This window comes from Candidatus Poriferisodalis sp. (assembly GCF_965204125.1).
Lineage (GTDB): Bacteria > Actinomycetota > Acidimicrobiia > Acidimicrobiales > Poriferisodalaceae > Poriferisodalis.
In genome coordinates this window covers 783,366-807,563 of record NZ_OZ241968.1, presented here as the reverse complement: position 1 = coordinate 807,563, position 24,198 = coordinate 783,366, and the positions used below count along the sequence as shown (strand labels likewise).

Below are 24,198 nucleotides of genomic sequence, written 5' to 3'. Positions count from 1 at the left end.
CAGTATTGTGGCAGGAAGAACGCTGGTGACTTCCGTGATTTTCTGATGTCTTTCAGTCGCAGATTGCCAACCTGCGAGGTCAGTCGAAGCGAAGCGGCTCGGCGGCGCTCCAGTCGACGGGCTGCTCGTCGAGATTCAGCGCGAGCTGGTGCCAGATCAGCTCCACCGCTGGCGGACCCACCGGGTCAGCCTCGTCGGCAGCGTTCACCATCAGCTCGTACATGGCGCCGTCGGTCTCGTCGGTAGGGCGGGCCAGCAACTCCATGAATGCCTCGGCCATCTCGCAGGGCTCCAGCATCCGCGGCTGCCAGCGGCCGAAGACCCGCTCGTTGCCGGCGTACTCGTTGGTCATGCCGGTGCGGATGAACGGCAGCAGCAGCGTGAAGCAGGTGACGAGGTCGGCGCTGCGGCCCAGGTTCACCTTGAGCACCTTGGGAAGCTGCAGCACGGCCCAGTTGCTCAACGCGTAGCCGGGCACTGCCGGGCCCGGGTCGACGGCCTGCCGTGACGACACGTACACGATCTGGGCTTCCTCGCCGGCATACACCGCCTCGCCCGCCCACAGGTGGGTCGATGCCAGGAAGCCGTCGACCTTGGTGTCGAGCACCAGCCGTGACTGCTCCAGGTTCTCAATGAAGGCTTGGCGCACCCGGGCCCGCCTGAGCGATGAGGACTCGCCCTCGACTGGCCGCAGTGTGCGGCCGAGGCTGTAGCCGGACTCGGTCAGCCCGGAGTTGCAGATCACCAGGTTCGGCGGCAGGCCGCCCATCTGATCGATGACGTAGCTGCGTATGGCCCACAGGTCTCGCAGGTTGGTGACATCGGCCTGCACGGGGAAGGCGTGCACGCCCTCGTCGCGCAGGCGATCGACCAGGTCGAACCCGTCTTCGTAGCTGCGATGGAAGTGGATGCCGACCGAGTCGGCGCCGTTGAGCCCGGCGCTCAGCGCCATCGCCTGGCCGATGCCGCCGTCCTTGCCGGCACCGGTGATGAGCACGCGCTTGCCCTCTACGCCGCCGCGCAGCGCATCGAAGCGGAACCTGTCGGTGGGCGCGGTGTAGGTCATGGCGTTGCTCCTCAGTGAGCGACGGGCTGATGTGTCGGAATCTGCCAGTTGAGCTTCCGGCCGGACGGCCGGTGCAGACCGCGAGTCTGCCCTACGTGGACAGGCGCGAAATACGCGTTTTGGTTCGGCTAGCGGCCGGTCCAGACGGGATCGCGCTTTTCGACGAACGCCCGTGGCCCTTCCAGGAAGTCCTCGGTGCCGAGGATGTTGCGGAAGTGATCCCTGGTGATCTCCCAGCCGTCGTCCTCGGAGCGCGCATGGCTTTCGAGCACCACGGCGCGGCTCTCGCGCACGGCCTTGGGAGCGTTCGCGATGATCCGCCCGGCGAGCTCGATCGCGGCGGGCACCACCTCGCCCTCGGCTGCCATCTCGTTGACCAGGCCGAGCTGGTAGGCACGCTCGGCCGAGATCGGGTCGCCGGTCATGGCCAGCTCCAGCGCCACGTTGCGGCCCACCACCTGCGGCAGGCGGAACAGCCCGCCGGCGGCGGCCACCAGCGACCGCTTCACCTCGGGAATGCCGAAGCGGGCCCGCGGCGAGGCCACCACGAGATCGCAGGACAGCACGATCTCGAGGCCGCCCGCCAGCGCCGCCCCGTCCACCGCCGCGATGAGCGGCTTGGTGCGGGGGTAGCGGGCGAGCCCGGCGAAGCCGCCCTTCTCGGTCTCGATGGGCTTCTTGGCGGCCACCGACTTCAGGTCGGCCCCGGCGCTGAACACGGTGCCGGTGCCGGCCAAAATGCCGACCCAGACCTCGGGGTCGGCCTCGAAGGTGTCGAGATGGGCTTCCATCTCCGAGGACACCTCGTGGCTGATGGCATTGCGGGCTTCGGGCCGGTTCAGCGTGAAGATCGCCACCCGCCCCTGGACTTCGTAATCAACGACCATCGCGTCAATCTAAGAGAGTGCGCGACACCTCGCTCAGCGGCGGATGTCGGGGGCGCCGAGGCGGGCCGCATCGGCGGTCTGGTCGTCGGGCCGGGTCTGGCTGTCGCGCTCGGCCTCCACCCGTGCCTGGTAGTGCCACACCTCGCGCTCGACGGTGTCGGGTGACCAGCCGAGCTCGGCGCCCATCAGTTCGGCCGTGTCCTGCGCGGCGTCGACGCCGCGGTCCCACGACTCCACTGACAGCCGTGTCCGCCGGGTCAGCACGTCATCGAGGTGCAGTGCCCCCTCGTGGCGAACTGCGTGCACGACCTCGGCACGCAGGTACGGCAGCCCCTCTGCCAGGGGCCGGCCCAGGTCGGGCTGGGCGGCGATCAGCTCGAGCACCTCGTCGATCCGGTCACCGTGGCGGTCGAGCAGGTGCGCGGCCGTGGCGCGGCTCAGGCCCACCCGCGCACCGAGCTCGTCATGACGTCGTCGCCGCTCCTCGTAGCCATCGGCACCCACGAGCGGCGTGACCAGCGTGGCGGATCGGCGGGCGGCAGCGTCACGGCGGCGGCCGGCGAGCCGCGGCGCCGTGTGGCCCCGCGCCTCCCAGACCTCGCCGAGCGCCAACTCGACGGTGTCGGCCGCCATCACCCGGTAGGTCGTGTACTTGCCGCCCGCCACCGAGACCAGTCCCGGTGCGACCCGGGCGACCGTGTGCTCGCGGCTCAGCTTGGCCGACTGCTCAGCCGAGTCGGGGGCATCGCCGGCCACCAACGGTCGCAGTCCGGCATAGACACCGCAGATGTCGTCGCGGCTGATCGGGCGGGCCAGCACGCCGTTGAGGCGCTCAAGCAGCAGGTCGATGTCGGCGCTGCTGGCGGCGGGGTGGGCGTAGTCGAGATCCCAGTCGCTGTCGGTGGTGCCGATGATCCAGCGCTCGCCCCACGGCACCACGAACAGCACGCTGGGCGGCGTGGGCACGATCAGCCCGCACTGCAGGTCGATCCGATCCCGCGGCACCAGCAGGTGGATCCCCTTCGATGCACGGATCCGGGTGCGGGGCCCTTCTGAGGGCCAGGTGCCCCGGCCGGCGAGCTGCTCGATCTGACTCGTCCACACGCCGGTGGCGTTGATCACCGCATCGGCGTCCAGCTTGAAGGTGCGTCCGGTCTCGCCGCAGTGCGCGATGACCCCCCGGACCGCACCGTCGGCAACCACCAGCTCCTGCACGCGGGTGGAGGTGAGAATGCGTGCGCCATGGGCGGCAGCCGTGCGGGCGATGGCCACCACCAGCCGGGCGTCGTCGGTCTGGCCGTCCCAATAGGTGATGCCGCCCCGCACGACGCCCGTATCGAGGCCGGGTGCCAGGCGATGGGTGCCGCGCTTGCCGAGGTGCTGGTGCGAGCCATGGGCGTGGTGCCCCCGACCGGCCATCGCGCTGTACAGCGCGATGCCGAGCCCGGTGCGCAGCCGTTCGCGCCAGCCCCGCCGGATGGGGTACAGGAACTGGACGGGGCGCACGAGGTGCGGCGCCAGCCGGCCCAGCAGCAGGCGGCGCTCGGTGAGCGACTCCTTCACCAGGCCGAACTCGAGGCGCTGCAGGTAGCGCAGGCCCCCGTGGATCAGCTTCGACGAGCGGCTCGAGGTGCCCGACGCCAGGTCGCGCTGCTCGAGCAGGGCCACGCTGTGACCCCGCAGCGCCAGGTCGAGCGCGCAGCCGGCACCGGTGACACCGCCGCCGATGACCACCACGTCGACGCGGCCGTCACCCTGCTCGCCGCTGAGCTCGTCGAGCCACGCGGCACGCTGCACCGGCCCCAGCCGGCTGTCACCAGCAGCGTCGTTCACTGGTCAGGCGAACTCGTGGGGCAGGTGGCGGCGGGCCGCCCAGCCGAACAGGATCCAGCCGAAGTCGCCCTCAGTGAGGTTGCGCTGTGCTATGCGTGCGTCCTCGGCGGAGATCGGGATGCCGCGGGTGGCTTTCATCTGCACCTCAGCCACGCGTTCGGCAAGCACGAACCAGCCCACCGCGTCGGCCGGGCTCGCCCCCACCGTCAGCAGCCCGTGGTTGGCCAGGATGACCGCGCGGCAGTCGCCGAGGGCAGCGGCGATGCGCTTGCCGCCATCCGTGGAGAGCACCTGCACTTCCCCGTCGTCGAAGAGTGCGTGATTTTCGAAGAAGCAGGTCGCTTCCTGGTTGATCGGCTCGATCATCCGCCGTTCGGCCGAGAACGGCGTGCCCCACTGGGTGTGGGTATGTGCGGCGGCGCCGATGTCGGGCCGGGCCTCGTGGATGGGGTGATGTATGTGGTAGGCGGCGTTGTTGATGGTGGCCGGCCTGCCTTGCTGGTCGGTGGCGGTGCCGTCGGGCGCCAGCAGCACGAGGTCGTCGACCGTCGCTCGTTCGAAAGGCACGCCGTACCGCAGCAGCCACATATGGTCCGGCTGCAGCGGGTCGCGGCAGGTGATGTGGCCGTCGCCCAGCTCGCCCCAGCGCAGCACGCCGAACAGGCGGTACGCCTGGGCCAGGTCGGCGAGCAGGCGGGAGCGCTCGGCGTGCGGGTCGGCCTCGAACGGCTCGGCAGTCTCCGTGGCAGGATCGCAAGCATTCACTTCGCGAATTCTGCCACGCCCGGGGTGCACCGGATACGTCCGTAATCGCTTGCGGACTAGCCTCGGCCACGCAGGTCTGTGCGCCTGAAATGGGGGTCTCATGGCAACGGTCACCCTCGACCGGCTCACGAAGAAATACCCGAACGGGTTCGTCGCCGTCACCGATCTGAACATCGACATCGCCGACGGCGAATTCCTCGTGCTGGTCGGGCCGTCGGGCTGCGGCAAGTCGACGGCGCTGCGGATGGTGGCGGGCCTCGAGGAGATCAGCGACGGGGAGCTGCTGATCGGCAGCGAGCGCATGAACGACGTGGAGCCCAAGGACCGCAACATCGCCATGGTGTTCCAGAGCTATGCGCTGTATCCCCACCTCGACGTGGCCCGCAATATCGGCTTTCCCCTGAAGCTGGCGGGCGTCCCCAAGGCAGAGGTCGAGGAGCGGGTGCGCACCGCCGCACGCCTGCTGGAGCTCGAGCCGCTGCTCGGCAACAAGCCGGCACAGCTCTCGGGCGGCCAGCGCCAGCGCGTGGCCATGGGCCGGGCCATCGTGCGTGACCCGGCGGTGTTCCTCATGGACGAACCGCTGTCGAACCTCGACGCCAAGCTGCGGGTGCAGATGCGCGCCGAGATCACGGCCCTGCAGCACCGGCTGGGCGCCACCACCATCTACGTCACGCACGACCAGGTCGAGGCCATGACCATGGGCGACCGTGTGGCCGTGCTCAAGGACGGGGTGCTGCAGCAGGTGGACGACCCCACCGACCTGTACGAGCGGCCCGACAACCTGTTCGTGGCCGGCTTCATCGGTGCGCCGGCGATGAACCTGCGCCTGGCACGGCTGGAACGCGGCGCTGATGCGTGGCAGCTGCACCTGGGCTCGCAGACGCTGTCGCTCAATGAACAGGTGCTCGCGGCGAATCCCGCGTTGCGGGGCTACGACGGTGCCGACGTGGTGGTGGGCATCCGGCCGGAGGCATTCGAGGATGCTTCTGTTGCTACCGATGACGGCGCGCCGCGCCTGCGGGCGACGGTGTCGCTGACCGAAGCGTTGGGCTCAGACTTGCTGCTGCACTTCCCGCTCGATGCGCCCTCGGTGGAGGCGGGCGATCCCGACGCGCTGGAGGGCATCGAGGACCGCATGGTCATTGCTCGGGTGCATCCTCGTAGTGCTGCCCGGCCTGGTTCCAACATTGAGCTCACGGTGGACGTGGACGGGCTGCACTTCTTCGACTCGGGGACGGAAGCCGCCATCCGCAGCTGAGGGATCAGGGGTTCCAGAGCTTTTGGTGGGGGATGGATGGCAAGACGAGGCGGCCAAACAAATCGCATTCGGCTTGGTGGGGGTAGCCGGAGAGGATGAAGGCGTCTATGCCTACTTCTTGGTAGGCGTGGAGCTTGGCGGTGACTTCGTCGGGGTTGCCGACTATGGCTGCGCCGGCGCCGCTTCTGGCTCGGCCGATGCCGGTCCACAGGCCCGCTTCGGCGAAGCCGTCGTCGTCGGCGCTGTCGCGTAGCTGGGCTTGGCGTTGCACGCCTACTGAGGCTGAGTCGAGGGCTTGGGCTCGGATTGTGGCCCCCGTGTCGTCGTCGAGCTGGCTCACCAGACGGCGGGTGGCATCCATGGCCTCTGCGGTTGTGGGACGCACGATCATGTGCGCTCGCAGGCCGAACTTGAGTTCGCGACCTGCGGCCGCGGCCCGTTCGCGCATTTCGGTGACTGTTGCTGCGACGCCTGCGACGGTGTCGGGCCAGGTGAGGAACACGTCGGCTGCGAGGGCGGCGGTGTGCTTGGCGTCGTCGGAGAAGCCGCCGAAGTAGAAGGGCGGGCATTGGCCGCTCACCGTGCCGACGCGTGGGGGATCGAGCTGCACCGAGACGAACTCGCCGTCGAAGTCGACCGGCTGGCCGTTGAGCAGGGTGCGCAGCACCTCCATGTGCTCGCGGGTGCGCTGGTAGCGGGGGGCCGACGGCAGCGGCGCACCGGGCAGGTCGCTGGAGATGATGTTGATGGTGAGCCGCCCGCCTGCCATCTGGTCGATCGTGGCGAGCTGGCGCGCGAGCTGCGGGGGCCAGAGTTCGCCCATGCGCACCGCGAGCAGCAGGTTGATGCGACTCGTGCGGGTGGCGATGCCGGCGGCAAATGCGGTGGCGTCGATGCCCAGCGTGTAGCCCGAGGGCAGCAGCACGTTGTCGAATCCGTTGCGCTCGGCGGCGATGACGATGTCTGCGCAGTGGTCCCAGGTGCTCGCAAGGGTGGGGTCTGGCACGCCCAGGAACTCGTAGTCGTCGTCGCACAGCGCCGAGAACCAAGCGATCTCCGGTGGCGCTGTACTCATTGACCCAGCTCTGCAGGGGTGAGCAGTTCGCTCATCTGCACTGGCCTGCCCTCGTCAATCGAGATGTGGGCGGCCCGGCCGATGGCTACCGACCACAGTCCATCGGCCAGCGTGCACTCCGCCGGGCTCGACGTGAGCACGGCGTCTCGGAAACGCTCCAGCTCGATGTACGACGAGCCATGGTGATGGCCCGTGACCGGCGCGGTGCTGGTGATCGGCTGCTCGGTGACGTTGCCGATCCAGTCACGCCCGCGCACACCCACCCGCAGCACATCGTCGGGGATCAGCGCTTCGAGCTTGCCGCCCTCGCCCACCACCGACAGCTCCTCCTGGTTCCGTGTGGCGTCGGCGAACATGCACAAGTCCAGCAGCGCCCTCGCGCCCGAGGCGAAGTCGACGATCACGAAGGCGTTGTCCAAGATGTCGGGCGTCTCGCCGCCGTAGCTCTCGTCGAGATGGTTCAGATCCTGCGCGCCCGACGCCATCACGCGCACTGGCTCGTCACCCACGATCAGCCGCATGAGGTCGAAGAAGTGGCAGCACTTCTCCACCAGCGTGCCGCCGGTGTTGCGATTGAACCGGTTCCAGTCGCCCACCTTCGGCTGGAAGGGAAAGCGGTGCTCGCGGATCGACACCATCGCAATGCGACCCACGGCGCCGGCGTGCGCCTGTTCGATCAGGGCAGCCACCGGCGCCATGTAGCGGTACTCCAGGCCCACCCACACCTGCGGTGCGTCGGGCCCGAGCGCCTCGACGCCGTCGATGATGCGGCGGCAGTCGGCCAGCGTGGTGGCCAGCGGCTTCTCGACGAGCTGGGGCACACCGGCGGCCGCCACGTCCAAAACGATGTCGGTGTGCAGGTGGTTCGGCGTTGCGATCACCACGGCGTCGCACAGCCTTGCGTCGAGCAGTTCGTCGTGGCTGTCGAAGCTCGGGACGGGATCGAGCCCGCTGCAGGCCAGCTCGTGCTGGGCCGCCTTGAGCGACGGCTCCCAGTTGTCGCACAGCGCTGCGACCTCGGCGCCGTCGAGCGCCACCACGTTGGCGATGTGCTCGATGCCCATCATGCCGGTGCCGATGACGCCGAAACGCATCGGCTCACGGGCCGCTCGGGCCACGGCTCCGCCCTCCGTATCAGCTCCTTGGGTGCCGCCGCTCACGGCAATGGCTGACCTTCAGAGGCTTCGACGATGTCGTACACGTCGTTGCGATCGAGATGCACTCTGAGCGCTGTCTGCAACGCGTCGAGCCGTTCGGGCTGCTGGGTGCCGACGATGGCTACCGGCGCCGTGGGGTGGGCGAGCACGAAGGCCACGCACACAGCGGCGCGGTCGACGCCCTCACGCTCGGCTAACCGGTCCAGCGCGGCCAGCAGCTCCGGCCGCGCACTGCCGTCCTCGCCCACCTGTGCCATGAGTCGCCCGCCCGCAAGCGGGCTCCAGGCCAGCGGCACCATGCCCATCTCCGAGCACAGGTCGAGCGTGCCGTCTCGCAGCGCGTCCAGGCAGGCGGCCGAGTACTCGGGTTGGACGCTCGCCAGCGGTGCGTCCAGATGGGCCGCCAGCGCCCGCGTCTGCGCAGGCGTGTAGTTGGACACACCGACGGCGCCCACGAGTCCGTCGGCAACCAGCCCGTCGAGTGTGTCGGCCACCTCGGCCGGGTGCGTGAACATGTCGGGCCGGTGCACCTGGTACAGGTCGATGCGATCGGTGCCGAGCCGTGCCAGCGAGGCCTCGCACGCCGATCGCATCGCGGCCGGGCCCGAGTCGTAGGGCACTGGCGGCACGATGCCGCCCTTGGTGGCGAGCACCATGCGGTCGCGCAGATCTGGCCGGGCCCGCAGCACCGCACCCAGGTTCTCCTCGCAGGCTCCGAAGCCGGTGCCTCCCCAGTCCAGGCCGTACACGTCGGCAATGTCCACCAGGTTCATGCCGAGCCCGAGTCCGGCCTCGACCAGCGCCGCGTTCTGGCCGACGTCGGTGCCGGTGAATCGCCAGAGGCCCAGCGCCAGCGGGCCGATCCCGACGCCGCCCGGTCCGAGCCGCCGCGGGCCCGTGCGAACTAGGGACGAGTCGCCGACAGCGCTCAAGACTTCACCGAGCCGGCCAGCAGCCCCCGCACGAAGAACCGCTGCAGGGCGAAGAACACGATCAGCGGCACGCCCGCCTGCACGAACGCGCCCGCAGACAGCACGTGCTCACGCAAGCCGAACTCGCCGGCCAGCGAGGCGATCCGGATGGTGGCGGGCCATGCCTCGCCGTTCGAGCCGATCATGGTGATGGCCACGAGGTAGTCGTTCCAGGTCCACAGGAACTGGAAGATCGTGAACGCCGCCAGCGCAGGCACCGACAGCGGCACCACGAGTCGCCAGAAGATCGTGACGTGATCGGCACCGTCGATGCGAGCCGCCTCGAACAGCTCGCCGGGCAGCGATGAGATGTAGTTGTGCAGCAGGAACACGGCGAACGGCAGGGCGAACGCGGTGTGCGTCAGCCAAACCGCGGTGGCGCTGCCGGCGAGATCGAAATCGGGGAACAGCGTCAGCGTGAACTCGGTGCCGGGGATCGTCCAGTGCGCGCCGCCGGCGTAGAGCTGCAGCAGCGGCAACAGCGCCACCTGGTTCGGCAGTGCCAGCAGCGACACGAACACGATGAAGAGCCACTCGCGGCCCCGGAACTTGATCCAGGCGAATGCATAGGCCGCCATGGCGGCTATCGCGACCGGGATCACCGTGGCCGGAATGGCGATGGCGAACGAGTTCACCAGCGCCCGCGCCAGCCCGCCGGTCTGCTCGGTGCCCAGCACCTCGGAGTAGTTGGCGAGCGTCCACCCGCCCTCGTTGAACGACTCCCACCAGCCACTGTTGCGCTGCGCGTCGCGGGTGCGGAACGAGTTCAAGAACAGGCTGCTCGCGGGGATGCTCCACACGATCACCATCAGCCACAACACCCACGTGGGGATGCGACGCAGGAAGCCGTAGATGAGCTTGCCGGTGCGGTCGACCCGCTCGATGGCGCTGCTGGCCGGCCCGGGCTTCGAAGCGGTTGTCGTGCTCATGCGTCTGCTCGCTGCGTGCGCCGGATGTTGAACGCCATGGCCGGCACGACGGCCAGGAACAGCACCACTGCCAGCGCGGAGCCCAAGCCGAAGTTGAGCTCGGTGAACGCCTTCTGCCACATCTCGTTCGCGATGACCTGCGTGCCGAAGTTGCCGGCGGTCATCACCTTCACGATGTCGTACACCTTCATCACCAGCACGATCAGCGTGGTGGCCACCACCGTGATGGTGGGGATGATCGTGGGAATGACGACGTTCCAAAACGTCTGCCGTTCGGTGGCCCCGTCGACACGGGCCGCCTCAAGCAGCTCGGAGGGCACTGCCTTGATGGCCGCCGACAGGATGACCATGGCAAAGCCCGTCTGTATCCAGATGAGCACCACCATGAGCCACACGTTGTTGAACGGCGCTTCCTGCAGGAACAGGATGGTGCCCGCAATGTGCTCGCCATTGGGGCCAGGCACTGAGCCGCCCAGCCCGGGCCCCAGGAACCGGTAGATGAGCCACAGCACCGGCACGGCCGTTATTGCGGCACCGATGGCAAAGGCGGTTTGCCGACGCCGCACCCCGAACGCGCACAGGCCTGCCAGCAGCACCGTGGCCAGGGCCAGGATCAGCACAGCCACCCAGGCGCCGGTGGTGCGGGGACGAAGGCTGCCCAGCCAGACCCAGATGGCGTTGAGGAATCCTGTCTGCGGTTTCTGGGGGGGCCGGGCGATGTACATGAAGCGCCAGATGATCCCGGCGCCCACGAACGAGATCGCCATGGGCAGGAAGATGAGGCTCTTGGCCACCGATTCCCCGCGCACCCCGTCCGCGAGCACGGCTGCGGCCAGCCCGAGTGCCGTCGACAGCCCCGTCACTACCACCACCCACCACAGGTTGTTGATGACGGTGCCCCGAAGCGTGGTGAACACGGCAAACGAGAGCACGAACAGCCCGATGGCGATCGGGCCGATCGAGCCGGGCAGGGCCTCCATGGTGCGGCCGCGGCGGCGGCCCACTGCCATGCCGATCCCCAGTCCGACGGCGATGAGCACGAGGGCGGCGTAGAAGAGCCGGCTGGTGAAGATCTCGGTCCAACCGCTCAGGTCGAGGCTGTTGGGGTTGGTGAGAATCTCGCCGTAATTGGCGAGCCCCACCCATTCGGCGGCCCGTGAGTCGAGCAGTGACAGGTAGATCGACCTGAGCAGCGGGATCACCAGCCCGAGCGCTGCAAACAGCAGTGACGGTCCGAGGAAGGTGACGAGACGCCCTCGTTCGGACAGGCGGGTCCGGCTGGGCTTCGACGGCGTGCCCAGCAGGCTGGCCGCAACGCCGGCGGCAGCACCGACGACCGCGCACATCGCCGCCCAAAGCCACAGCGGCCCGCCGGCAACGTCATTGCCGGCGATCACTGCGCCGATCAGCGCACCGACGAGTGCGCCGGAGGTCGCAAGAAACGTGCGCCAGCGATCAACCGCTAGGTCGAATAGCCAGTTCGCTCCGAAGAACAGAGCTGTGCTGGCGCCGATGGCGATGACCACGCCGATCAGCGCACCGCCTAGCGCGCCCATCGTCGCAGTCTTGCAGGCGCGCAATCATCCAGGATGACTGCGAAGCGTGTCGTCACGCCGGCGGAATTCATGGGATACGCAGGCGCGAAGGAGGCCGGCCCAGCACGCTGGGCCGGCCTCCGTTCACGAGTGTTTTCCTTCAGCCGTTCTCAGACGACTCAAGCCGGCTATTGCGGCCAGGAAGCGTCGATCGCTGCGAACGCCTCGGCGACGGTCTTATCGCCGTTGACTGCGCTGGTGCCCTCCGTCCAGAAGGTGCCGGCGCCGACAGCGGCAGGCATCAGGTCGGACCCGTCGAAGCGGGCTGGGCTGGCCGTCTGCAGGATCTCGACGAACGAACGCTCGAGGTCGTTGTAGACGCTGAGGTCCTGGTCGAGATTCGCCGACAGGAAGCCGGACTGGCCGCCGCCCTTGCGGGCCGCCTGTGCAGACTGGCGGACCTCCGCGTACTCGGCGCTGCCCAGGTACGCCATCACGGCCCACACCTCCGGCGCGTTGCGGAAGGCCGAGACGTAGGTGCCTGCGGTCAGCACGGGCCGGTTGCCCTTGACGCCGAGTGCTGGGAAGTAGAACACGTCGACATCCTGGCCCGGACCGACGCTCGTTCCTTCGGGCAGGAACGCTGCGTAGAACGAGGCCTGGCGGTGCATGGCGCAGTCGCCCGCGACGAGCGGTTCGCCGTTGTCGCCGAACGGCGTGGCAGCGATGGAGCCGCCTGAGGCGTACACCATCCCCGGGGTGTTCCAGATGTCGAGCACCTGGTTTGCCACGAGGATGATGCGCGGATCGGCGAACTTCACCTCGCCCGCGACCCACTGGTCGTAGATGTTCTCGTCATGAATGCGCAAGACCAGGTCTTCCATCCAGTCGGTGAACGTCCAGCCGGTGGCGGGGCCGGACTCGATGCCCACGCACCATGGCGTGACGCCGTCGCCGATCATCTGGATCATCAGGCCCTGCAGCTCTTCCAGCGACTGCGGTATGGCGTAACCGCCGCTCTCGAAGATCGAGGTGTTGTACCAGACGATCGACTTGAGGTCGGTCTTGTTGGGGACGCCGTACAGCGTGCCGCCGAAGGTGACGGTGTCGAGCGTGCCGGCGGGCCACTGGGCGCCGATCGCGGCCTGTACCTCGTCGGGTACGGCCAGGATCCAGTTCTCGGCGGCGAAGTCGCCGACCTTGCCCGGCTGCGGGAACACCGCAATGTCCGGCGGGTTGCCGCCGGCTGCCTGGGCGTTGATCTGGTCGGAGAAGTCGCGGGCACCGGTGTAGACGATCTCGATGCCGGTTGCCGCAGCGAAGACGTCCAAGGCGTCCTGCATGGCGCCGGCTTCTTCCTCGCTCGACTCAGGGCCGAACACCGTCACCTTGGTGCCGGACAGGTCCATCATGGCGTCGTCCATGGAGTTGTCCATGGCCTCGTCCATGTCGTCGTCCATGGCCTCGTCCATGTCGTCGTCCATGGCTTCGTCATCCATGGACTCGTCCATCGACTCCTCGGCCATCGCCTCGGTCGCGGCAGGTGCCTCCTCAGCGTCATCGTCGTCGTCGCTGGCGCATGCGGCAACGATGAGGCCGAAGGCAAGGACGACTGCGAGCAGCCGAGAAGTGCCTAGGCGGGTTGATCTGGTGCGGTGCTTTTTCATGTGTGTTCCTCCCTCAGGGGTCGCAAGCCCATTCGTTTGTCGACGTTGCAAGCGCTTGCAGTCACCGTGCCGGAAGCCTAGCGCGACGGCTGAACATGCGATTCCGTCATGTGTGCGCTGAGAGGGCCGGATTCCGGCCCGGATCGCCGCCCAGACTGGTGCTCAATCGGCGCCCGGCGTCCCCACCGAGTCCCGGATGATGAGCTCGGTGTCGAGCTGCACGTGCTGCGGGGGCTCGACGCTCGGCTGGAGCATCTGCAGCAGCAGTTCGGCGGCGACAGCTCCCTGCCTGGCGACGTGCTGCCTGACGGTGGTCAGCCCCACGAGGCGGCTCTGATCGTGATCGTCGACGCCTACCACCGACAGGTCCTCGCCGATGCGCAGCTCGAGATCGCGGGCTGCGAGCATGACGCCGAACGCCTGCTCGTCGCACATGGCGAAGATCGCGCTCGGACGCTCGGCCGAATCCAACAGCGCATGGGCCGCCCGGCGCGCCTCGGCCCAGCTGTGGCTGGTGGACATCCTCAGGGCCGGGTCTGGCGTGAGCCCCGCCTCGGCGTGCGCCTGTTCGTAGCCCTGGGCTCGATGAGCGGGGATGCTGAAGTTCAGCGAGGCGCCGCTGTCGAGGCTGAGCAGGCCGATGCGTCGGTGCCCGTGCCGGAGCAGGAGCTGGGTGGCATCGCTGCCGACGGCCACATTGTCCACCGTCACCGAGCTCAACGCCTGCGTGCGAAAGCCGACGCTGACGGCGCGCCCGCCCTGGGCGACGAAGGCTTCCGCAGCCGCCTCGTCGAGTGCGACGTCGATGAGCACCACGGCATCGCTTCGCCCCGATCTCACGCCGTTCAGCTCGATGAAGCGCTGCCGCTCGTCGAGGTTGGCGACGCCTGACAGCAGCAGGTCGTACCCGGCCGCGGTCATCTCGCGGCCCAGCGCGCCCACCATCGTCGCGTTGAACCAGGCAGCCGGGTCGGGCACTGCCACCGCAATCGTGTTGGTGGTGCCTGCGGCGAGCCGCGCGGCGGGCAGGTTGGGCCGGTAGTCGAGCTCGGCGGCCACGGCGAGCACTCGTTGCCGTGTCGCGGACGCCACGTGCGGCAGTCCGCGCAGCGCGCGGCTGACGGTTGCGGTCGACACCTCCGCTGCCCGCGCGACATCGCCGATGCGGACCGGGGAGCCGGCGCCGATTGTTTGCGCCACAGGCCTGCCAGCCAGCGATGACTCGCCTAGATCTGCCATACGGCTGCGCTCGCGGGAGGCAACAGGTGAACTCCGTCGGCCGCGTCCTGCGTCGAAGCGCCTGACGGGTCTGCGCCCGGGTGACGGCATGCGGTCGCTGAGTCGTAGAGCAGCGTGGCACCGTCCTCGAGTGGCACCTCGCACGCCGTGTCGCCGACGTTGGCCGCCACCGCCAGGCGGCCCCGCCGGTAGGAGATGACCTCTCCGCTGCCGCGGTCAGTCCACTCCACGGCTCCGTTGCCGCCGGCAGTCCCGTTCGAGAGTGCTGGCCGCGCTCGCTGCTGCACGTCCAGCAGTGCCCGGTACGCCCCCAGCCACGACCGCTCGTCCTGTGACTGCGCCGCAGCGGTCTCGCCCGCAGGACGCGCAGCCGAGCGCAGCCACGGCTCGGCCGCTGAGAAGCCGTTGTGCGGGCCGTCGCCCCACGGCATGGGCGTGCGGCAGCCGTCCCGCCCAGCGCCCACGTCGTCGTCGGGACCGACGGGATCAAGCTTGTCCTCGGCCGCCACCTCGCCGTCGGCCAGACCGAGTTCCTCGCCTTGGTAGAGCACCAGGGTGCCGGGCAGGAAGGCAGCGAGCACGTTGAAGGCCAGGGTGCGCGCTGCACCCCAGCCGTCGTCGTGGGCGCGGGCGTCGCTGCCGGGGGCGAAGCGGGTGGGCGCCCGGGGCATGTCGTGGCTGCTCATCGCCCACAGCAGCCGGCCGGCCAACGCGCTCGACGGGCCGCGGAGCGTTCTGCGGATCGCGGCGGGCTCCCAGTCGATGTGCATCGGCGCGAACCAGTAGCCGCCGTGCATGCCGTCGGGCGGCAACAGATCGTCCATGCCCCGCGGGTCGAGGTGGTACGTCTCGCCGTGCAGGAACGCTCCGTATTCGTCGCAGATCTTCCGCCAGCGACGGAACACGTCCTGGCTCTCGGGCTGGAAGACGTCATAGAGATGCTCGAAGCAGTCCCACTGCTCCCAGCGCGACGCCCGGGGCGGGATCGGCAGGAGCTGCGGATTCGAGCGCAGCCCGGCGTCCTTGACCAGACCGCCGGCCACGTCGACCCGGAAGCCGGCCACGTCCCGGTCCAGCCAGAACCGCAGGATGTCGTCCCACTCACCGGCGACGGCCGGGTTCCGCCAGTTCAGATCGGGCTGCGACGGCAGAAACAGGTGGAGGTAGTACTGGCCGGACTCCGGCTCCAGCGTCCACGCCGGGCCGCCGAAATAGCCGACCCAGTTGTTCGGCGGGCCGCCGTCGGGCGCCGGGTCGCGCCAGATGTAGTAGTCGCGAAAGCGCTCGCGGTCGGCTGCGCCGGAGTTGCCCAGAGCCGCCTGGAACCAGCGGTGGCTGCTGCTCGTGTGATTCGGCACCAAGTCGGTAACGATGCGGATGTCGCGCTCGCGCGCTGCGGCCACCAGCCGGTCGAGCGTGGCCAAGTCGCCGAAGAGCGGGTCGACGTCGCAGTAGTCGGCCACGTCGTATCCCCAGTCGTCACCGGGCGTGGGATAGAAGGGCGTGATCCAGACGAAATCCACGCCGAGGCGTGCCAGGTAGTCGAGCTTGGCGAGCACACCGCCGAGATCGCCCACCCCGTCATTGTCGGAATCGGCGAAGGAGCGCACGTACACCTGGTAGCCGACGGCATCGGCCCACCAGCGCCGGAGGTTGTCTGTGGCTGATGCGGGGCTGCTGCGCGTCACGGCCACCTCCGGTCGTCGATCGACCGTCAGTCTGCCGCGTGTCTGTAACCGTTTGCGGCATCACCCGCAGCGAGCCCGTCCTACAACCCAAAGACCGACCCGCCGAAGCGGGCCGGGCTGTGAACCCAAAGACCGACCCGCCGAAGCGGGCCGGTCCTTGGTCTGTCAGTTTGGGTTGTGTGATGTGCGGCTCGGAGTTCACACCCCGAGCGGTGAACACACGGCTTGTCTAGCGCAGTGCAACGAATAGTGTCAACTGACCGGTCAGCGAACAGAAAGGCGCCCGTCATGCCACAACCTCCCAGCCCCTATGACTTCCTTCCTGCAGTTGCGTCGTTCGAGGTGCGAAGCGACGATGTCGCCGACGGGCAGATGCTCCCGATGCCGCAGGTCTCGGGCATCTTCGGCGCCGGAGGCGAAGACCGATCGCCTCACCTGGAGTGGTCGGGCGCGCCCGAGGGCACGCAGAGCTACGCAGTCACGTGCTTCGACCCTGACGCGCCCACCGGCAGCGGCTTTTGGCATTGGGTCGTGTTCGACATTCCCGCGTCGTGCACCGAGCTCGCATCAGGGGTCGGCGATGCCGAGGGCAACGGGCTGCCCGACGGCGCCAAGCAGCTTCGCAACGACGCCGGACTGTCCGGCTACCTGGGCTCTGCGCCGCCGGCCGGCCACGGCCCGCACCGCTACATGTTCGCCGTGCACGCGCTGAGCGCTGCCTCGCTGCCGATCGACGAGAACGTCTCGCCGGCAATCTGCGGCTTCAACATGTTCGGCACCACGCTGGGCCGCGCCCTCCTCACGCCGATCTACGAACAGAGCTAGCCATGGCGGCCGGAAACGCCCACAGCGGCGTTCCGGTCCCACCGGCTCCAGCGAATGGCGTTGCGATGCGCCGCCTCGCTTGGATTGACGACGTGGGGGAACCGTGCTTGAGGACGATCACGACCTGACCGACGATGATCTCGCTGCCCTCGAGGTCATCTACCGCGTCATGTGGGAGGACGAGGGCGCCGGGCTGCACAAGCACGTGGCCCGCAGCTTTCGAGCGTGGGCTCAGACGCAGCATCCGCATCTCGACGTGGCCGACGTCGAGGGCGACGGCGGCGACGACGGCCATATCGCGCGGGAAAACGGCAGCCGCGTCGACCTGACGCGGGCGACCAGGACGAACGGCGGTGTCACGACGACGACATTGGAGCTCACACAGCACGCCGCACTGGGCAGGTCGGTGGTCAGGATCCGGGTGCTCAGCGGCAATGGCGAAGCCTGGGTCTGGGTGGACGTCGAGGCGCCTCATATCGCTGCTACGCCGGGGAGCCTGGGTGCGGCCGACCCGGGGGTCCCCGCTGCGCCCGGTACCGACTCCGGGCAGTCGCGCTGGGCCCAGCTCCGCTCGACGGGAGCGGAGTCGCTGGTGTCCGACCTGCTCGACACTGCCCACGGCCGGGGCGGGCGGCCTCACCTCGGCCGTGAACCGCTCACCACCTCGCCGGTTCCTGTCCGCGATGTTGAGCACGCTAAGGCCATCCGCAATGCCGTCCTGTCGCCCGATCGACCGGTGCCGTACCTCGTGCTGGCGTGGGATCCCATCAACCCGAGCACGGCACTGGGCGACATGACCCGGCGAGCGCAGAGCGCGGCGTCGCAGGTCGCCGGCTTGGCTCGCGTCTTTGTCATGCCGCTGGAGACGCTGACACCGTTCCAGCGCCTGATCGGCGGCGAGATGGACCTCGAGCCCGGCGAGGCCCGGCTCTACCTGCCCGGTGAGCACGAGCCGCACCGTCACCGCACGCTCGCCAAGGAAGTGGTGCGTTCGGACCCGCATCAAGCCGGCCGCTGGGCGAGCCAGCTCTTGAGCCTGGCCATGGTCGAACGCGAGCCGCCGACGCTCTTCAGCCAATCCCAAGCCGAACTCGGCAGCCAGCGCAGGGCACCCGAGCTTGCCTCGGGCTCCGGCTTGCACGAGCGCATCGAGGCGCTCGAATCTGAGCGCGACGATCTGTGGGAAGCGTTGTTCGAGACGCGCGAGCAGCGACAGGCAGCCCGGGATCAGCGTGACGAGATGTCGCAGCAGGTGCTCGACATGCAGGACGAGCTTGAGCTGGCGCAGCTCCGCACCGAGGAACTCCAGGAGAAGCTCATCGACAAGGAGGACCAGATGGTGGAGATGCTGGTCCGGGTCGGCGAGGCCGGCACCCCGATGGTGACCGATGCCGCGGGCAGGAAGTACCCGCCGGTGACCTCGGTGAGCCATGCGCTCCAGCTGGCGCGAGCCAACCTCGTGCGGGTCGAGATCCCGCCCGAGGTCGACCAGCACGTCGCGGAGCTCGACAACTCGATCGAGGCGCGGTCATGGGCCCGCAGCGTGTTCGACGGGTTGCTCGCGCTGGAGGCCTACGCCCACTCAGGCGCCGAGTTCGGCGACTTCCGGGACTGGTGCAAGTCGAGCAAGCACCCGCGCAAGTGGTTCGCGAATTCGAAGAAGCTGGCGATGCGCGAGTCCGAAGAGGTGATGAGGAGATCCGAACTGCGGCGCCTGCGGGAAATGCCGGTGTCGGCGCGAGTCAGCGACGCGGGCCACATCGTCATGGAGGCGCATCTCAAGCTCTCCAACGGCGGGCTGGCGCCGCGGCTCTATTTTCACGACGACACCGGCCGCAACACCGGCAAGGTGCATGTGGGCTACATCGGCCCGCACCTGCCCACCAAGCGCTTCAGATCCTGAGATCGAGACCGGCTCGCCCAGGCTCTGCGCTCCGGCGGCGCCGGATTGTCAGTTCGACGCTCCTTGGGCGGTCTGGCGGTCGCCCTGGGGATCACGGCGCGACACGAAGCCGTTGAGTTCGCAGGCCTCGCGCACCGGCGCCGACATGTCATAAGTGCCTGGATCCAGCGGGGTGCCGGTGCCGTCGGCAACCCGGGTCATCATGTGGAAATTGGCGCTGACCGCCACCGCGTCGACCATCACATCGGCGCCGGCGGCGTCGACCACAGCGGCTCGCGCAGCGGCCGTGGCCTCGCGGTCGCCTTCCCACATCGCCTCGGCCAAGCGCGCCAGCAGCGCGCCGTGAGGAACGCCGCCGTCACCTGCGTCGGAACCGTTGACGGCTTCGTAGCTGACGTCCATGTCCTTGTTCTGGCCGCTCAGACCGAGCAGCAACGCATGTGCGGACGTTCAGTAGAAGCACTCGTTGAGCTTCGATGTCCGCGCCGCAAGCACCTCGATCTGGGGCCGGGTGAGCGAGTTGCGGTCGGACACCACATCGCCGCGCACACGCTCCATGGGCACGTACTGGGCGTCGGAGAGGATGAACAGTGCCTCGTTCTCTGCCGGGACGGCGCTGAGCGCCTTGATGACGTTGGGCATCTTGATGTCGGCAGTGGGCACCCAGTGGTACTTCACGGCCGCGGGAGCGCCCTCCCGCCTCGGCGGACCGTCGGCGGGCTCGTCCAGTTCGATGCGCGGCAGCTCCAGCGCGTCGGCGAAGCGATCAACGCAATTGGACTGCGCCACCAACCCCACCAGCTCCACGTAGGCCAGCGGGTCAACGCCACGATCGATGATCGACTGGTACCAGTCTTCAGTCAGCGTTCCCGGGTGGTTGGTGATGCGCCAGACCGCATCGACTGCAGCGGCCCGCAGCGGGCCGTCAGCATCGACGAGGCCCTCGATGCTGCTGGGCTGCACCCACGGCGGCAGCACGCTGCCATCGTCGGCGCGATGGTCCCGGGCGGCGCGCACCTGCCGCACGATCTCGGCACGCTGCTCGCCGGTCCACCAGGTGCCGGGCCTCGACCAGCGGGCCGCGATCTCGCCATGCGCAGCTCCCAGATCATCCCGAATAGGCAACTCAGTGTCATACGTGCGCTGTGGCGCTGCGATGCTCATAGCCGGATCTCCGCTGGTCGGGGACAGTGTCGGTGGCCACATGCTGGCATACGCGGAACAGCCAGTCAGCGGCCCGTTCGAAGAGCGGGAACCGGCGGTGCGCGCGCCGTTCCGGTTGGCCTACGATCAGCCCCGCAATCTCGCCGTGTCGCCGCTCGGGCTGCGCGGCGGGGTCGCTCTCGCTTGCACCATCGAACCCCTCAAGGAGCACAGATGCCAACGCCGCAGAAGGCCATCTTCAACGAGATGGGCACCAACCAGTGGTACGTCCACCTGAGCCGCGTCGAGGGCGCGGATCTCGGTGTGGTCACGTCCGTCCTTGCCGACCTGCGGGCTGCGTGCGACGCGCAGGGCATCAACCTGACGCTCGGCTTCGGACCGGGCCTGCTGCCGGAGCTGACCGATGACGTGCCCGACGACTTCCAGGCCTACGTGACCGTCCAGTCCGAGGACGGCTCCGGGCGCGAAGCCAAGGGCACACAGGAAGAGCTGTTGCTGTGGCTGAACCACGACGACAAGGACAAGGTGTGGAAGGCGCAGTACGACGCCCGTACCGCCCTGGCGGGCCACATGGCCGTCGCTCGTGAGACGCCCACGTTCATCTACGGCGACTCGCTCGACATGACCGGCTTCAAGGACGGCACCGGCAACCCCGCCGACGAGGACCAGCCGGCCGTGGCCATCGTGCCCGACGGCGACGCGGGCGCAGGCGGCAGCCACATCATCGCCCAGCGCTGGGTGCACGACCTCGACGGCTGGAACGCGCTCTCCGATGAGCAGCAGGAGAAGAACTTCGGGCGCAAGAAGTTCCCCGAGACCGACAAGACCGACAGCCAGGAGCCCTACAGCCACCTGAGCCATGTGGAGCTGCGCGCGGATGGCAATCACGGCAACGAGGGCAGCGACAAGATCAACGAGATCGCACGCCGCTCCACGCCGTACGCATTCCACGACGGCACCGTGGGGCTGTACTTCATGGCGTTCTGCAAGGACCAGGCACCGCTGCGGCGCCGCCTGCGCCGGATGTACGGGCTTGACGATGCCAATGGCGTGCGCGACGCCATCACCGACTTCTCGAACCCGGCCTCTGGCTCGTTCTACTTCGCTCCCAGCACCGAAACGCTCGACGCCATCACCGGCTGAGAGGCCAATCGCCGAGGCGCCCCTAGCCGTCGTCGTCGGCTTGGTCGCGGAACCACTCGCGGGCTGACATCGAGGCGATTGCCTCGAGGGCCAGGCCCGTGTGCAGGTCGTCGGCCATGGCGCGCCGCAGCGGGCGCACCAGTGCGTGGCGCGTGTTGCGCAGCAGGATCGGGTTCAGCTTGGCGAGGTCGGCGGCGATCTCCTGCGCCCGCCCCATGAGGTCGTCGGCGGGCAGCACCTCGCCCACGATGCCGAGCTCGTGGGCCTCGGCGGCGTCGATCTGCTGGCCGGTGAGCAGGAAGTAGCGGCCCCGGTTGGGGCCGAGCAGCAGCGGCCAGACGATCTGCATGCTGTCGCCGGGCACCAGCCCGCCGGGAAAGTGCGGGGCGTCCTGGAAGTAAGCGCCCTCGGCGGCCAGCACGATGTCGCACAGCACCGCCAGCTCCGAATGCACGGTGACCGGGCCGTTCACTGCGGCGATCATCGGCACCTCGATGTCGAGCAGCTGGTCGACGAGCCGGTTGCCTTCCCAGATGATGCGATCCCACACGGTGGCATTGGCGCGCCCTTCGGCCAGCGCGTTGACCTCGTCGGGCAACTCGATGAACGAGTCGCCGGTGCCGGTGAGGATCACCACCTTGATGTCGCGGTCCGATGCCAGCGCCATGAACAGCTCGGGCAGCTCACGGTGCGGGCGGCCGCCCCACTGCAGCGGCCCGCCGCGCGTGTTCATGCGAACGGTCACCACCCCGGCGTCGTCGCGGGTCACCTCGGCGGTGCGATATCGGTCTGCGTACTCAGCGAACTCCATGGCTTCATGCTCGCAGGTCGCGGATATCAACGAGAGAGCCGGCGGGTTGCCCGATTACCATCGTTTCGACGGGGACTGCCTGGGGGAGCGCGATGACTGACGTTGCGGATCGAATGGAAGCGGCCGATGCGCCGACGAGGGAGCAGCACCTCGCAGACATGGCCGACTACCTCGCCGGCGGCGTGCAGCGAGCCCACGACACCGGCAACAGGGGTCCCGTCCGGTACGGGTCCGACGGCAAGCTGCACCCCGAGATCCTGGAGAACTACTGGAAGCACGGCTTCTATGTCTTCACCGGAGTCGTCGGCCCTGACGAGATTGCCGAACTCCGATCCGAGGTGGGCGAGGTCATCGAGCGGGCGCCGGTGCGCCAAGGCGCAGAGGTGGACCGCCACGGCCGGCCCGCACTGGGCCGCGACTATGCAGTCGAGCCGTACATCCACATCGCGCCGCTGTCTGACCCGTTCGGCGGCACCAGCGCCCTCGGCGGCCGCCACCAGGTCCAGATGGACCAACCGACGCCCGATGCCGACGCCCCGCCTGATGTCGTCTACCTGATCTTCGGCATGTGCCAGTCGATGCCCTCCGCGCTGCGGCTGTACGGCCATCCCGACCTGATGTCGATCGCCGAGAGCATCAACGGCCCCGACTTCGTTCCCTACAACGACGCCATCTTCGTGAAGGAACCCGGGCTGGGCGGCTCGGTGTCGTGGCACCAAGACGGGGTGACCCACTGGGACAACCCCGACTGGGACATGGGCATCCACGGCTTCAACTTCCAGGTGCAGCTGTATGAGACCACGGCCGCGAATGCGCTGTGGATCGTGCCCGGCACGCACAAGCTGGGGCGCATCGACCTGCGTGCGAAGGTTGCCGACAACGGCGGCAGCACCATGCTGCCCGACGCCATCCCGCTGCTGTGCGAACCGGGTGATGCGACCGTGGTGAACCGTCACATGGTCCACGGCTCCTATGCCAACACCTCTGCAGACCCGCGCATCTCGGTCACGTTCGGCTTCCACCGGCGCTCATCGGTGGTGGGCGTGGCAGGTCAACTGCGGGTGCACGAGCGCGACGGCGTGGTCGTCTACGACGAGGAGCGGGTGTTCAAGCGGTCATCGGTGATCGCGGTGGCCATCGACGCCCGGGCGCAGCATCGCCCCGGCGAGCGGCGCTACACTTACGCACCCTTCGTCGGCCTCGAAGACGATTTCCGCTACAACGACGAGACGTTCGACCGCGTCATCCGCGACTACAACCTCAACGACCTCGCCATCTGACCCACCGTCAATCTCGACCCTTCAGGCCGCCGAGGGCGGAGCGTAGAGCTCGGTGACGACGTCGAGGGCTTGGGTAACCAGCGGCAGGGGTTCGCCGGAGCGGGTGAGCAGCAGCAGGGGGACCGAGGCGGCGTCGTCGCTGATCGGCACGTAGTGCAGGCCTGGCGGCCGGAACGTCTGCACGCTGGCGGGCACGATGGCGACGCCCTCGCCTGCAGCCACGAATCCGAGGATGGTGGTGTACTCGGTGGCCTCGATCATGGGGTCGTAGGCGACGCCTTGGGCGCTGAACATCCCGGCCAGCACGGCGTGGAGGCTGGGCGACACTCCCCGGTCGAAGCCGATGATCGGCTCGCCGGACAGATCGCGCAGCGCTGCAGCCCGCTGCCGAGCCAGCCGGTGAGCGCCGCCCGCGGCCAGCAGCAGCCGCTCGTTCATCACCAGGGTCGCCTCCACCTGGTCGGCGTCGCCGGCGGCCCTGCCGATGCCCAGATCGATGCGTCCGGCACGCAGCGCCTTGACCTGTTCGTCGGAGCTCAGCGTGTGCAGCTCGAAGTCGACCCGGGGCCGTCGCCGGCGGTACTCGGCCAGCACGCGCGGCATCACCTCGTAGGCAGCCGAGTCGACGAAGCCGACCCGCAGCGTGCCCGTGTGACCTTCGCGGCGCTGCGACATGAGGCGCTCCACGCCGTCCGCGGCCGCCAGCAGTCGAAGCGCTTCGGGATAGAGGAACCGTCCGGCTTCGGTGAGCGTGACCCGCCGGGTGCTGCGGTCGAACAGTGCGGTGTCGAGCTCGCGCTCGAGCTGCCGGATCTGCTGGCTCAGCGGAGGCTGGGACATGTGCAGTCGCTGCGCGGCCCGGCCGAAGTGCAGCTCATCGGCCACCGTGACGAAGTAGCGCAGGCGCTGCAGGTTCACGCCGCACAGCGTAGAAGCGATTGAGAGGCAGTGCATCTGAATTATTTGCAAACTGATACTTCTCGTCACCGAGCGGGGTGC

At 68.6% G+C, this 24,198-nt stretch carries 21 protein-coding genes; 5 read left to right on the top strand and 16 right to left on the bottom strand.

Features of this window, described 5'->3' with window-relative positions; all coding sequences use genetic code 11:
- Positions 1 to 79: 79 nt before the first annotated feature.
- From ACOGXD_RS03915 to ACOGXD_RS03900, 4 genes are all read right to left on the bottom strand, one after another.
- Positions 80 to 1,066: an SDR family NAD(P)-dependent oxidoreductase gene (locus tag ACOGXD_RS03915; RefSeq protein ID WP_419916614.1), complete on the bottom strand. Its 987-nt coding sequence runs from the start codon at positions 1,064 to 1,066 to the stop codon at positions 80 to 82.
- A gap of 128 nt (positions 1,067 to 1,194) precedes the next feature.
- The gene (locus ACOGXD_RS03910; protein WP_419916613.1) at positions 1,195 to 1,953 is read right to left on the bottom strand and encodes a crotonase/enoyl-CoA hydratase family protein; all 759 of its coding nucleotides are present in this window, start codon (positions 1,951 to 1,953) and stop codon (positions 1,195 to 1,197) included.
- A gap of 33 nt (positions 1,954 to 1,986) precedes the next feature.
- A complete protein-coding gene (locus tag ACOGXD_RS03905) occupies positions 1,987 to 3,786 on the bottom strand; it encodes a glycerol-3-phosphate dehydrogenase/oxidase (RefSeq protein WP_419916612.1) in 1,800 nt (599 codons plus the stop codon).
- Between the two features lie 3 nt (positions 3,787 to 3,789).
- On the bottom strand, positions 3,790 to 4,551 hold the full coding sequence (locus tag ACOGXD_RS03900) for a class II aldolase/adducin family protein (protein ID WP_419916611.1): 762 nt from the start codon (positions 4,549 to 4,551) through the stop codon (positions 3,790 to 3,792).
- Between the two features lie 100 nt (positions 4,552 to 4,651).
- Between ACOGXD_RS03900 and ACOGXD_RS03895 the strand changes: the two genes are divergently transcribed.
- Positions 4,652 to 5,812, top strand: coding sequence for an ABC transporter ATP-binding protein (locus tag ACOGXD_RS03895; RefSeq protein WP_419916610.1), 1,161 nt, complete (start codon positions 4,652 to 4,654; stop codon positions 5,810 to 5,812).
- 4 nt (positions 5,813 to 5,816) lie between these two features.
- On the opposite strand, the gene ACOGXD_RS03890 is transcribed toward ACOGXD_RS03895, so the two are convergent.
- The 8 genes from ACOGXD_RS03890 to ACOGXD_RS03855 form a co-directional block, all read right to left on the bottom strand.
- Positions 5,817 to 6,887: an LLM class flavin-dependent oxidoreductase gene (locus ACOGXD_RS03890; protein ID WP_419916609.1), complete on the bottom strand. Its 1,071-nt coding sequence runs from the start codon at positions 6,885 to 6,887 to the stop codon at positions 5,817 to 5,819.
- Positions 6,884 to 8,005 (bottom strand): Gfo/Idh/MocA family protein, encoded by a 1,122-nt coding sequence (locus ACOGXD_RS03885; protein WP_419916608.1) that lies wholly within the window; start codon positions 8,003 to 8,005, stop codon positions 6,884 to 6,886. Before ACOGXD_RS03885 ends, ACOGXD_RS03890 begins: the two co-directional genes overlap by 4 nt.
- A 38-nt stretch (positions 8,006 to 8,043) precedes the next feature.
- The gene (locus ACOGXD_RS03880; protein ID WP_419916607.1) at positions 8,044 to 8,976 is read right to left on the bottom strand and encodes an aldo/keto reductase; all 933 of its coding nucleotides are present in this window, start codon (positions 8,974 to 8,976) and stop codon (positions 8,044 to 8,046) included.
- Positions 8,973 to 9,944 carry a carbohydrate ABC transporter permease gene (locus tag ACOGXD_RS03875; protein ID WP_419916606.1) on the bottom strand — a complete coding sequence of 324 codons (972 nt, stop codon included), beginning with the start codon at positions 9,942 to 9,944 and terminating at the stop codon, positions 8,973 to 8,975. Before ACOGXD_RS03875 ends, ACOGXD_RS03880 begins: the two co-directional genes overlap by 4 nt.
- Positions 9,941 to 11,500, bottom strand: coding sequence for a carbohydrate ABC transporter permease (locus ACOGXD_RS03870; RefSeq protein ID WP_419916605.1), 1,560 nt, complete (start codon positions 11,498 to 11,500; stop codon positions 9,941 to 9,943). Before ACOGXD_RS03870 ends, ACOGXD_RS03875 begins: the two co-directional genes overlap by 4 nt.
- Before the next feature lie 167 nt (positions 11,501 to 11,667).
- A complete protein-coding gene (locus ACOGXD_RS03865) occupies positions 11,668 to 13,146 on the bottom strand; it encodes an ABC transporter substrate-binding protein (RefSeq protein WP_419916604.1) in 1,479 nt (492 codons plus the stop codon).
- Between the two features lie 162 nt (positions 13,147 to 13,308).
- On the bottom strand, positions 13,309 to 14,346 hold the full coding sequence (locus ACOGXD_RS03860) for a LacI family DNA-binding transcriptional regulator (protein WP_419916603.1): 1,038 nt from the start codon (positions 14,344 to 14,346) through the stop codon (positions 13,309 to 13,311).
- Positions 14,347 to 14,372: 26 nt separating this feature from the next.
- Positions 14,373 to 16,073: an alpha-amylase family glycosyl hydrolase gene (locus ACOGXD_RS03855; protein ID WP_419916602.1), complete on the bottom strand. Its 1,701-nt coding sequence runs from the start codon at positions 16,071 to 16,073 to the stop codon at positions 14,373 to 14,375.
- A gap of 288 nt (positions 16,074 to 16,361) precedes the next feature.
- Between ACOGXD_RS03855 and ACOGXD_RS03850 the strand changes: the two genes are divergently transcribed.
- Both ACOGXD_RS03850 and ACOGXD_RS03845 read left to right on the top strand, forming a co-directional pair.
- A complete protein-coding gene (locus ACOGXD_RS03850; protein WP_419916601.1) occupies positions 16,362 to 16,898 on the top strand; it encodes a YbhB/YbcL family Raf kinase inhibitor-like protein in 537 nt (178 codons plus the stop codon).
- Between the two features lie 103 nt (positions 16,899 to 17,001).
- The gene (locus ACOGXD_RS03845) at positions 17,002 to 18,801 is read left to right on the top strand and encodes a hypothetical protein (RefSeq protein ID WP_419916600.1); all 1,800 of its coding nucleotides are present in this window, start codon (positions 17,002 to 17,004) and stop codon (positions 18,799 to 18,801) included.
- A gap of 48 nt (positions 18,802 to 18,849) precedes the next feature.
- Here the strand turns inward: ACOGXD_RS03845 and ACOGXD_RS03840 are convergent, their stop codons facing one another.
- Both ACOGXD_RS03840 and ACOGXD_RS03835 read right to left on the bottom strand, forming a co-directional pair.
- On the bottom strand, positions 18,850 to 19,203 hold the full coding sequence (locus ACOGXD_RS03840; protein WP_419916599.1) for a hypothetical protein: 354 nt from the start codon (positions 19,201 to 19,203) through the stop codon (positions 18,850 to 18,852).
- Between the two features lie 48 nt (positions 19,204 to 19,251).
- The gene (locus ACOGXD_RS03835; RefSeq protein ID WP_419916598.1) at positions 19,252 to 19,965 is read right to left on the bottom strand and encodes an alkylhydroperoxidase-related (seleno)protein; all 714 of its coding nucleotides are present in this window, start codon (positions 19,963 to 19,965) and stop codon (positions 19,252 to 19,254) included.
- Between the two features lie 213 nt (positions 19,966 to 20,178).
- Between ACOGXD_RS03835 and ACOGXD_RS03830 the strand changes: the two genes are divergently transcribed.
- Positions 20,179 to 21,108 (top strand): Dyp-type peroxidase, encoded by a 930-nt coding sequence (locus ACOGXD_RS03830; protein WP_419916597.1) that lies wholly within the window; start codon positions 20,179 to 20,181, stop codon positions 21,106 to 21,108.
- A gap of 22 nt (positions 21,109 to 21,130) precedes the next feature.
- Here the strand turns inward: ACOGXD_RS03830 and ACOGXD_RS03825 are convergent, their stop codons facing one another.
- A complete protein-coding gene (locus ACOGXD_RS03825) occupies positions 21,131 to 21,919 on the bottom strand; it encodes an enoyl-CoA hydratase/isomerase family protein (RefSeq protein WP_419916596.1) in 789 nt (262 codons plus the stop codon).
- Between the two features lie 92 nt (positions 21,920 to 22,011).
- Here ACOGXD_RS03825 and ACOGXD_RS03820 point away from each other — a divergent pair, with 92 nt between their 5' ends.
- Positions 22,012 to 23,199 carry a phytanoyl-CoA dioxygenase family protein gene (locus ACOGXD_RS03820; RefSeq protein WP_419916595.1) on the top strand — a complete coding sequence of 396 codons (1,188 nt, stop codon included), beginning with the start codon at positions 22,012 to 22,014 and terminating at the stop codon, positions 23,197 to 23,199.
- Positions 23,200 to 23,220: 21 nt separating this feature from the next.
- Here ACOGXD_RS03820 and ACOGXD_RS03815 read toward each other — a convergent pair whose 3' ends face one another.
- Positions 23,221 to 24,117: a LysR family transcriptional regulator gene (locus ACOGXD_RS03815; RefSeq protein ID WP_419916594.1), complete on the bottom strand. Its 897-nt coding sequence runs from the start codon at positions 24,115 to 24,117 to the stop codon at positions 23,221 to 23,223.
- Positions 24,118 to 24,198 lie beyond the last annotated feature (81 nt).

Bases quoted from the DNA above. Each gene is read 5' to 3' on its own strand.
- ACOGXD_RS03865 (WP_419916604.1), bottom strand. From the start codon at position 13,146: ATGAAAAAGCACCGCACCAGATCAACCCGCCTAGGCACTTCTCGGCTG.
- ACOGXD_RS03910 (WP_419916613.1), bottom strand. From the start codon at position 1,953: ATGGTCGTTGATTACGAAGTCCAGGGGCGGGTGGCGATCTTCACGCTG.
- ACOGXD_RS03830 (WP_419916597.1), top strand. From the start codon at position 20,179: ATGCCAACGCCGCAGAAGGCCATCTTCAACGAGATGGGCACCAACCAG.
- ACOGXD_RS03850 (WP_419916601.1), top strand. From the start codon at position 16,362: ATGCCACAACCTCCCAGCCCCTATGACTTCCTTCCTGCAGTTGCGTCG.
- ACOGXD_RS03895 (WP_419916610.1), top strand. From the start codon at position 4,652: ATGGCAACGGTCACCCTCGACCGGCTCACGAAGAAATACCCGAACGGG.
- ACOGXD_RS03840 (WP_419916599.1), bottom strand. From the start codon at position 19,203: ATGGACGTCAGCTACGAAGCCGTCAACGGTTCCGACGCAGGTGACGGC.
- ACOGXD_RS03835 (WP_419916598.1), bottom strand. From the start codon at position 19,965: ATGAGCATCGCAGCGCCACAGCGCACGTATGACACTGAGTTGCCTATT.
- ACOGXD_RS03890 (WP_419916609.1), bottom strand. From the start codon at position 6,887: ATGAGTACAGCGCCACCGGAGATCGCTTGGTTCTCGGCGCTGTGCGAC.
- ACOGXD_RS03875 (WP_419916606.1), bottom strand. From the start codon at position 9,944: ATGAGCACGACAACCGCTTCGAAGCCCGGGCCGGCCAGCAGCGCCATC.
- ACOGXD_RS03915 (WP_419916614.1), bottom strand. From the start codon at position 1,066: ATGACCTACACCGCGCCCACCGACAGGTTCCGCTTCGATGCGCTGCGC.
- ACOGXD_RS03870 (WP_419916605.1), bottom strand. From the start codon at position 11,500: ATGGGCGCGCTAGGCGGTGCGCTGATCGGCGTGGTCATCGCCATCGGC.
- ACOGXD_RS03825 (WP_419916596.1), bottom strand. From the start codon at position 21,919: ATGGAGTTCGCTGAGTACGCAGACCGATATCGCACCGCCGAGGTGACC.
- ACOGXD_RS03820 (WP_419916595.1), top strand. From the start codon at position 22,012: ATGACTGACGTTGCGGATCGAATGGAAGCGGCCGATGCGCCGACGAGG.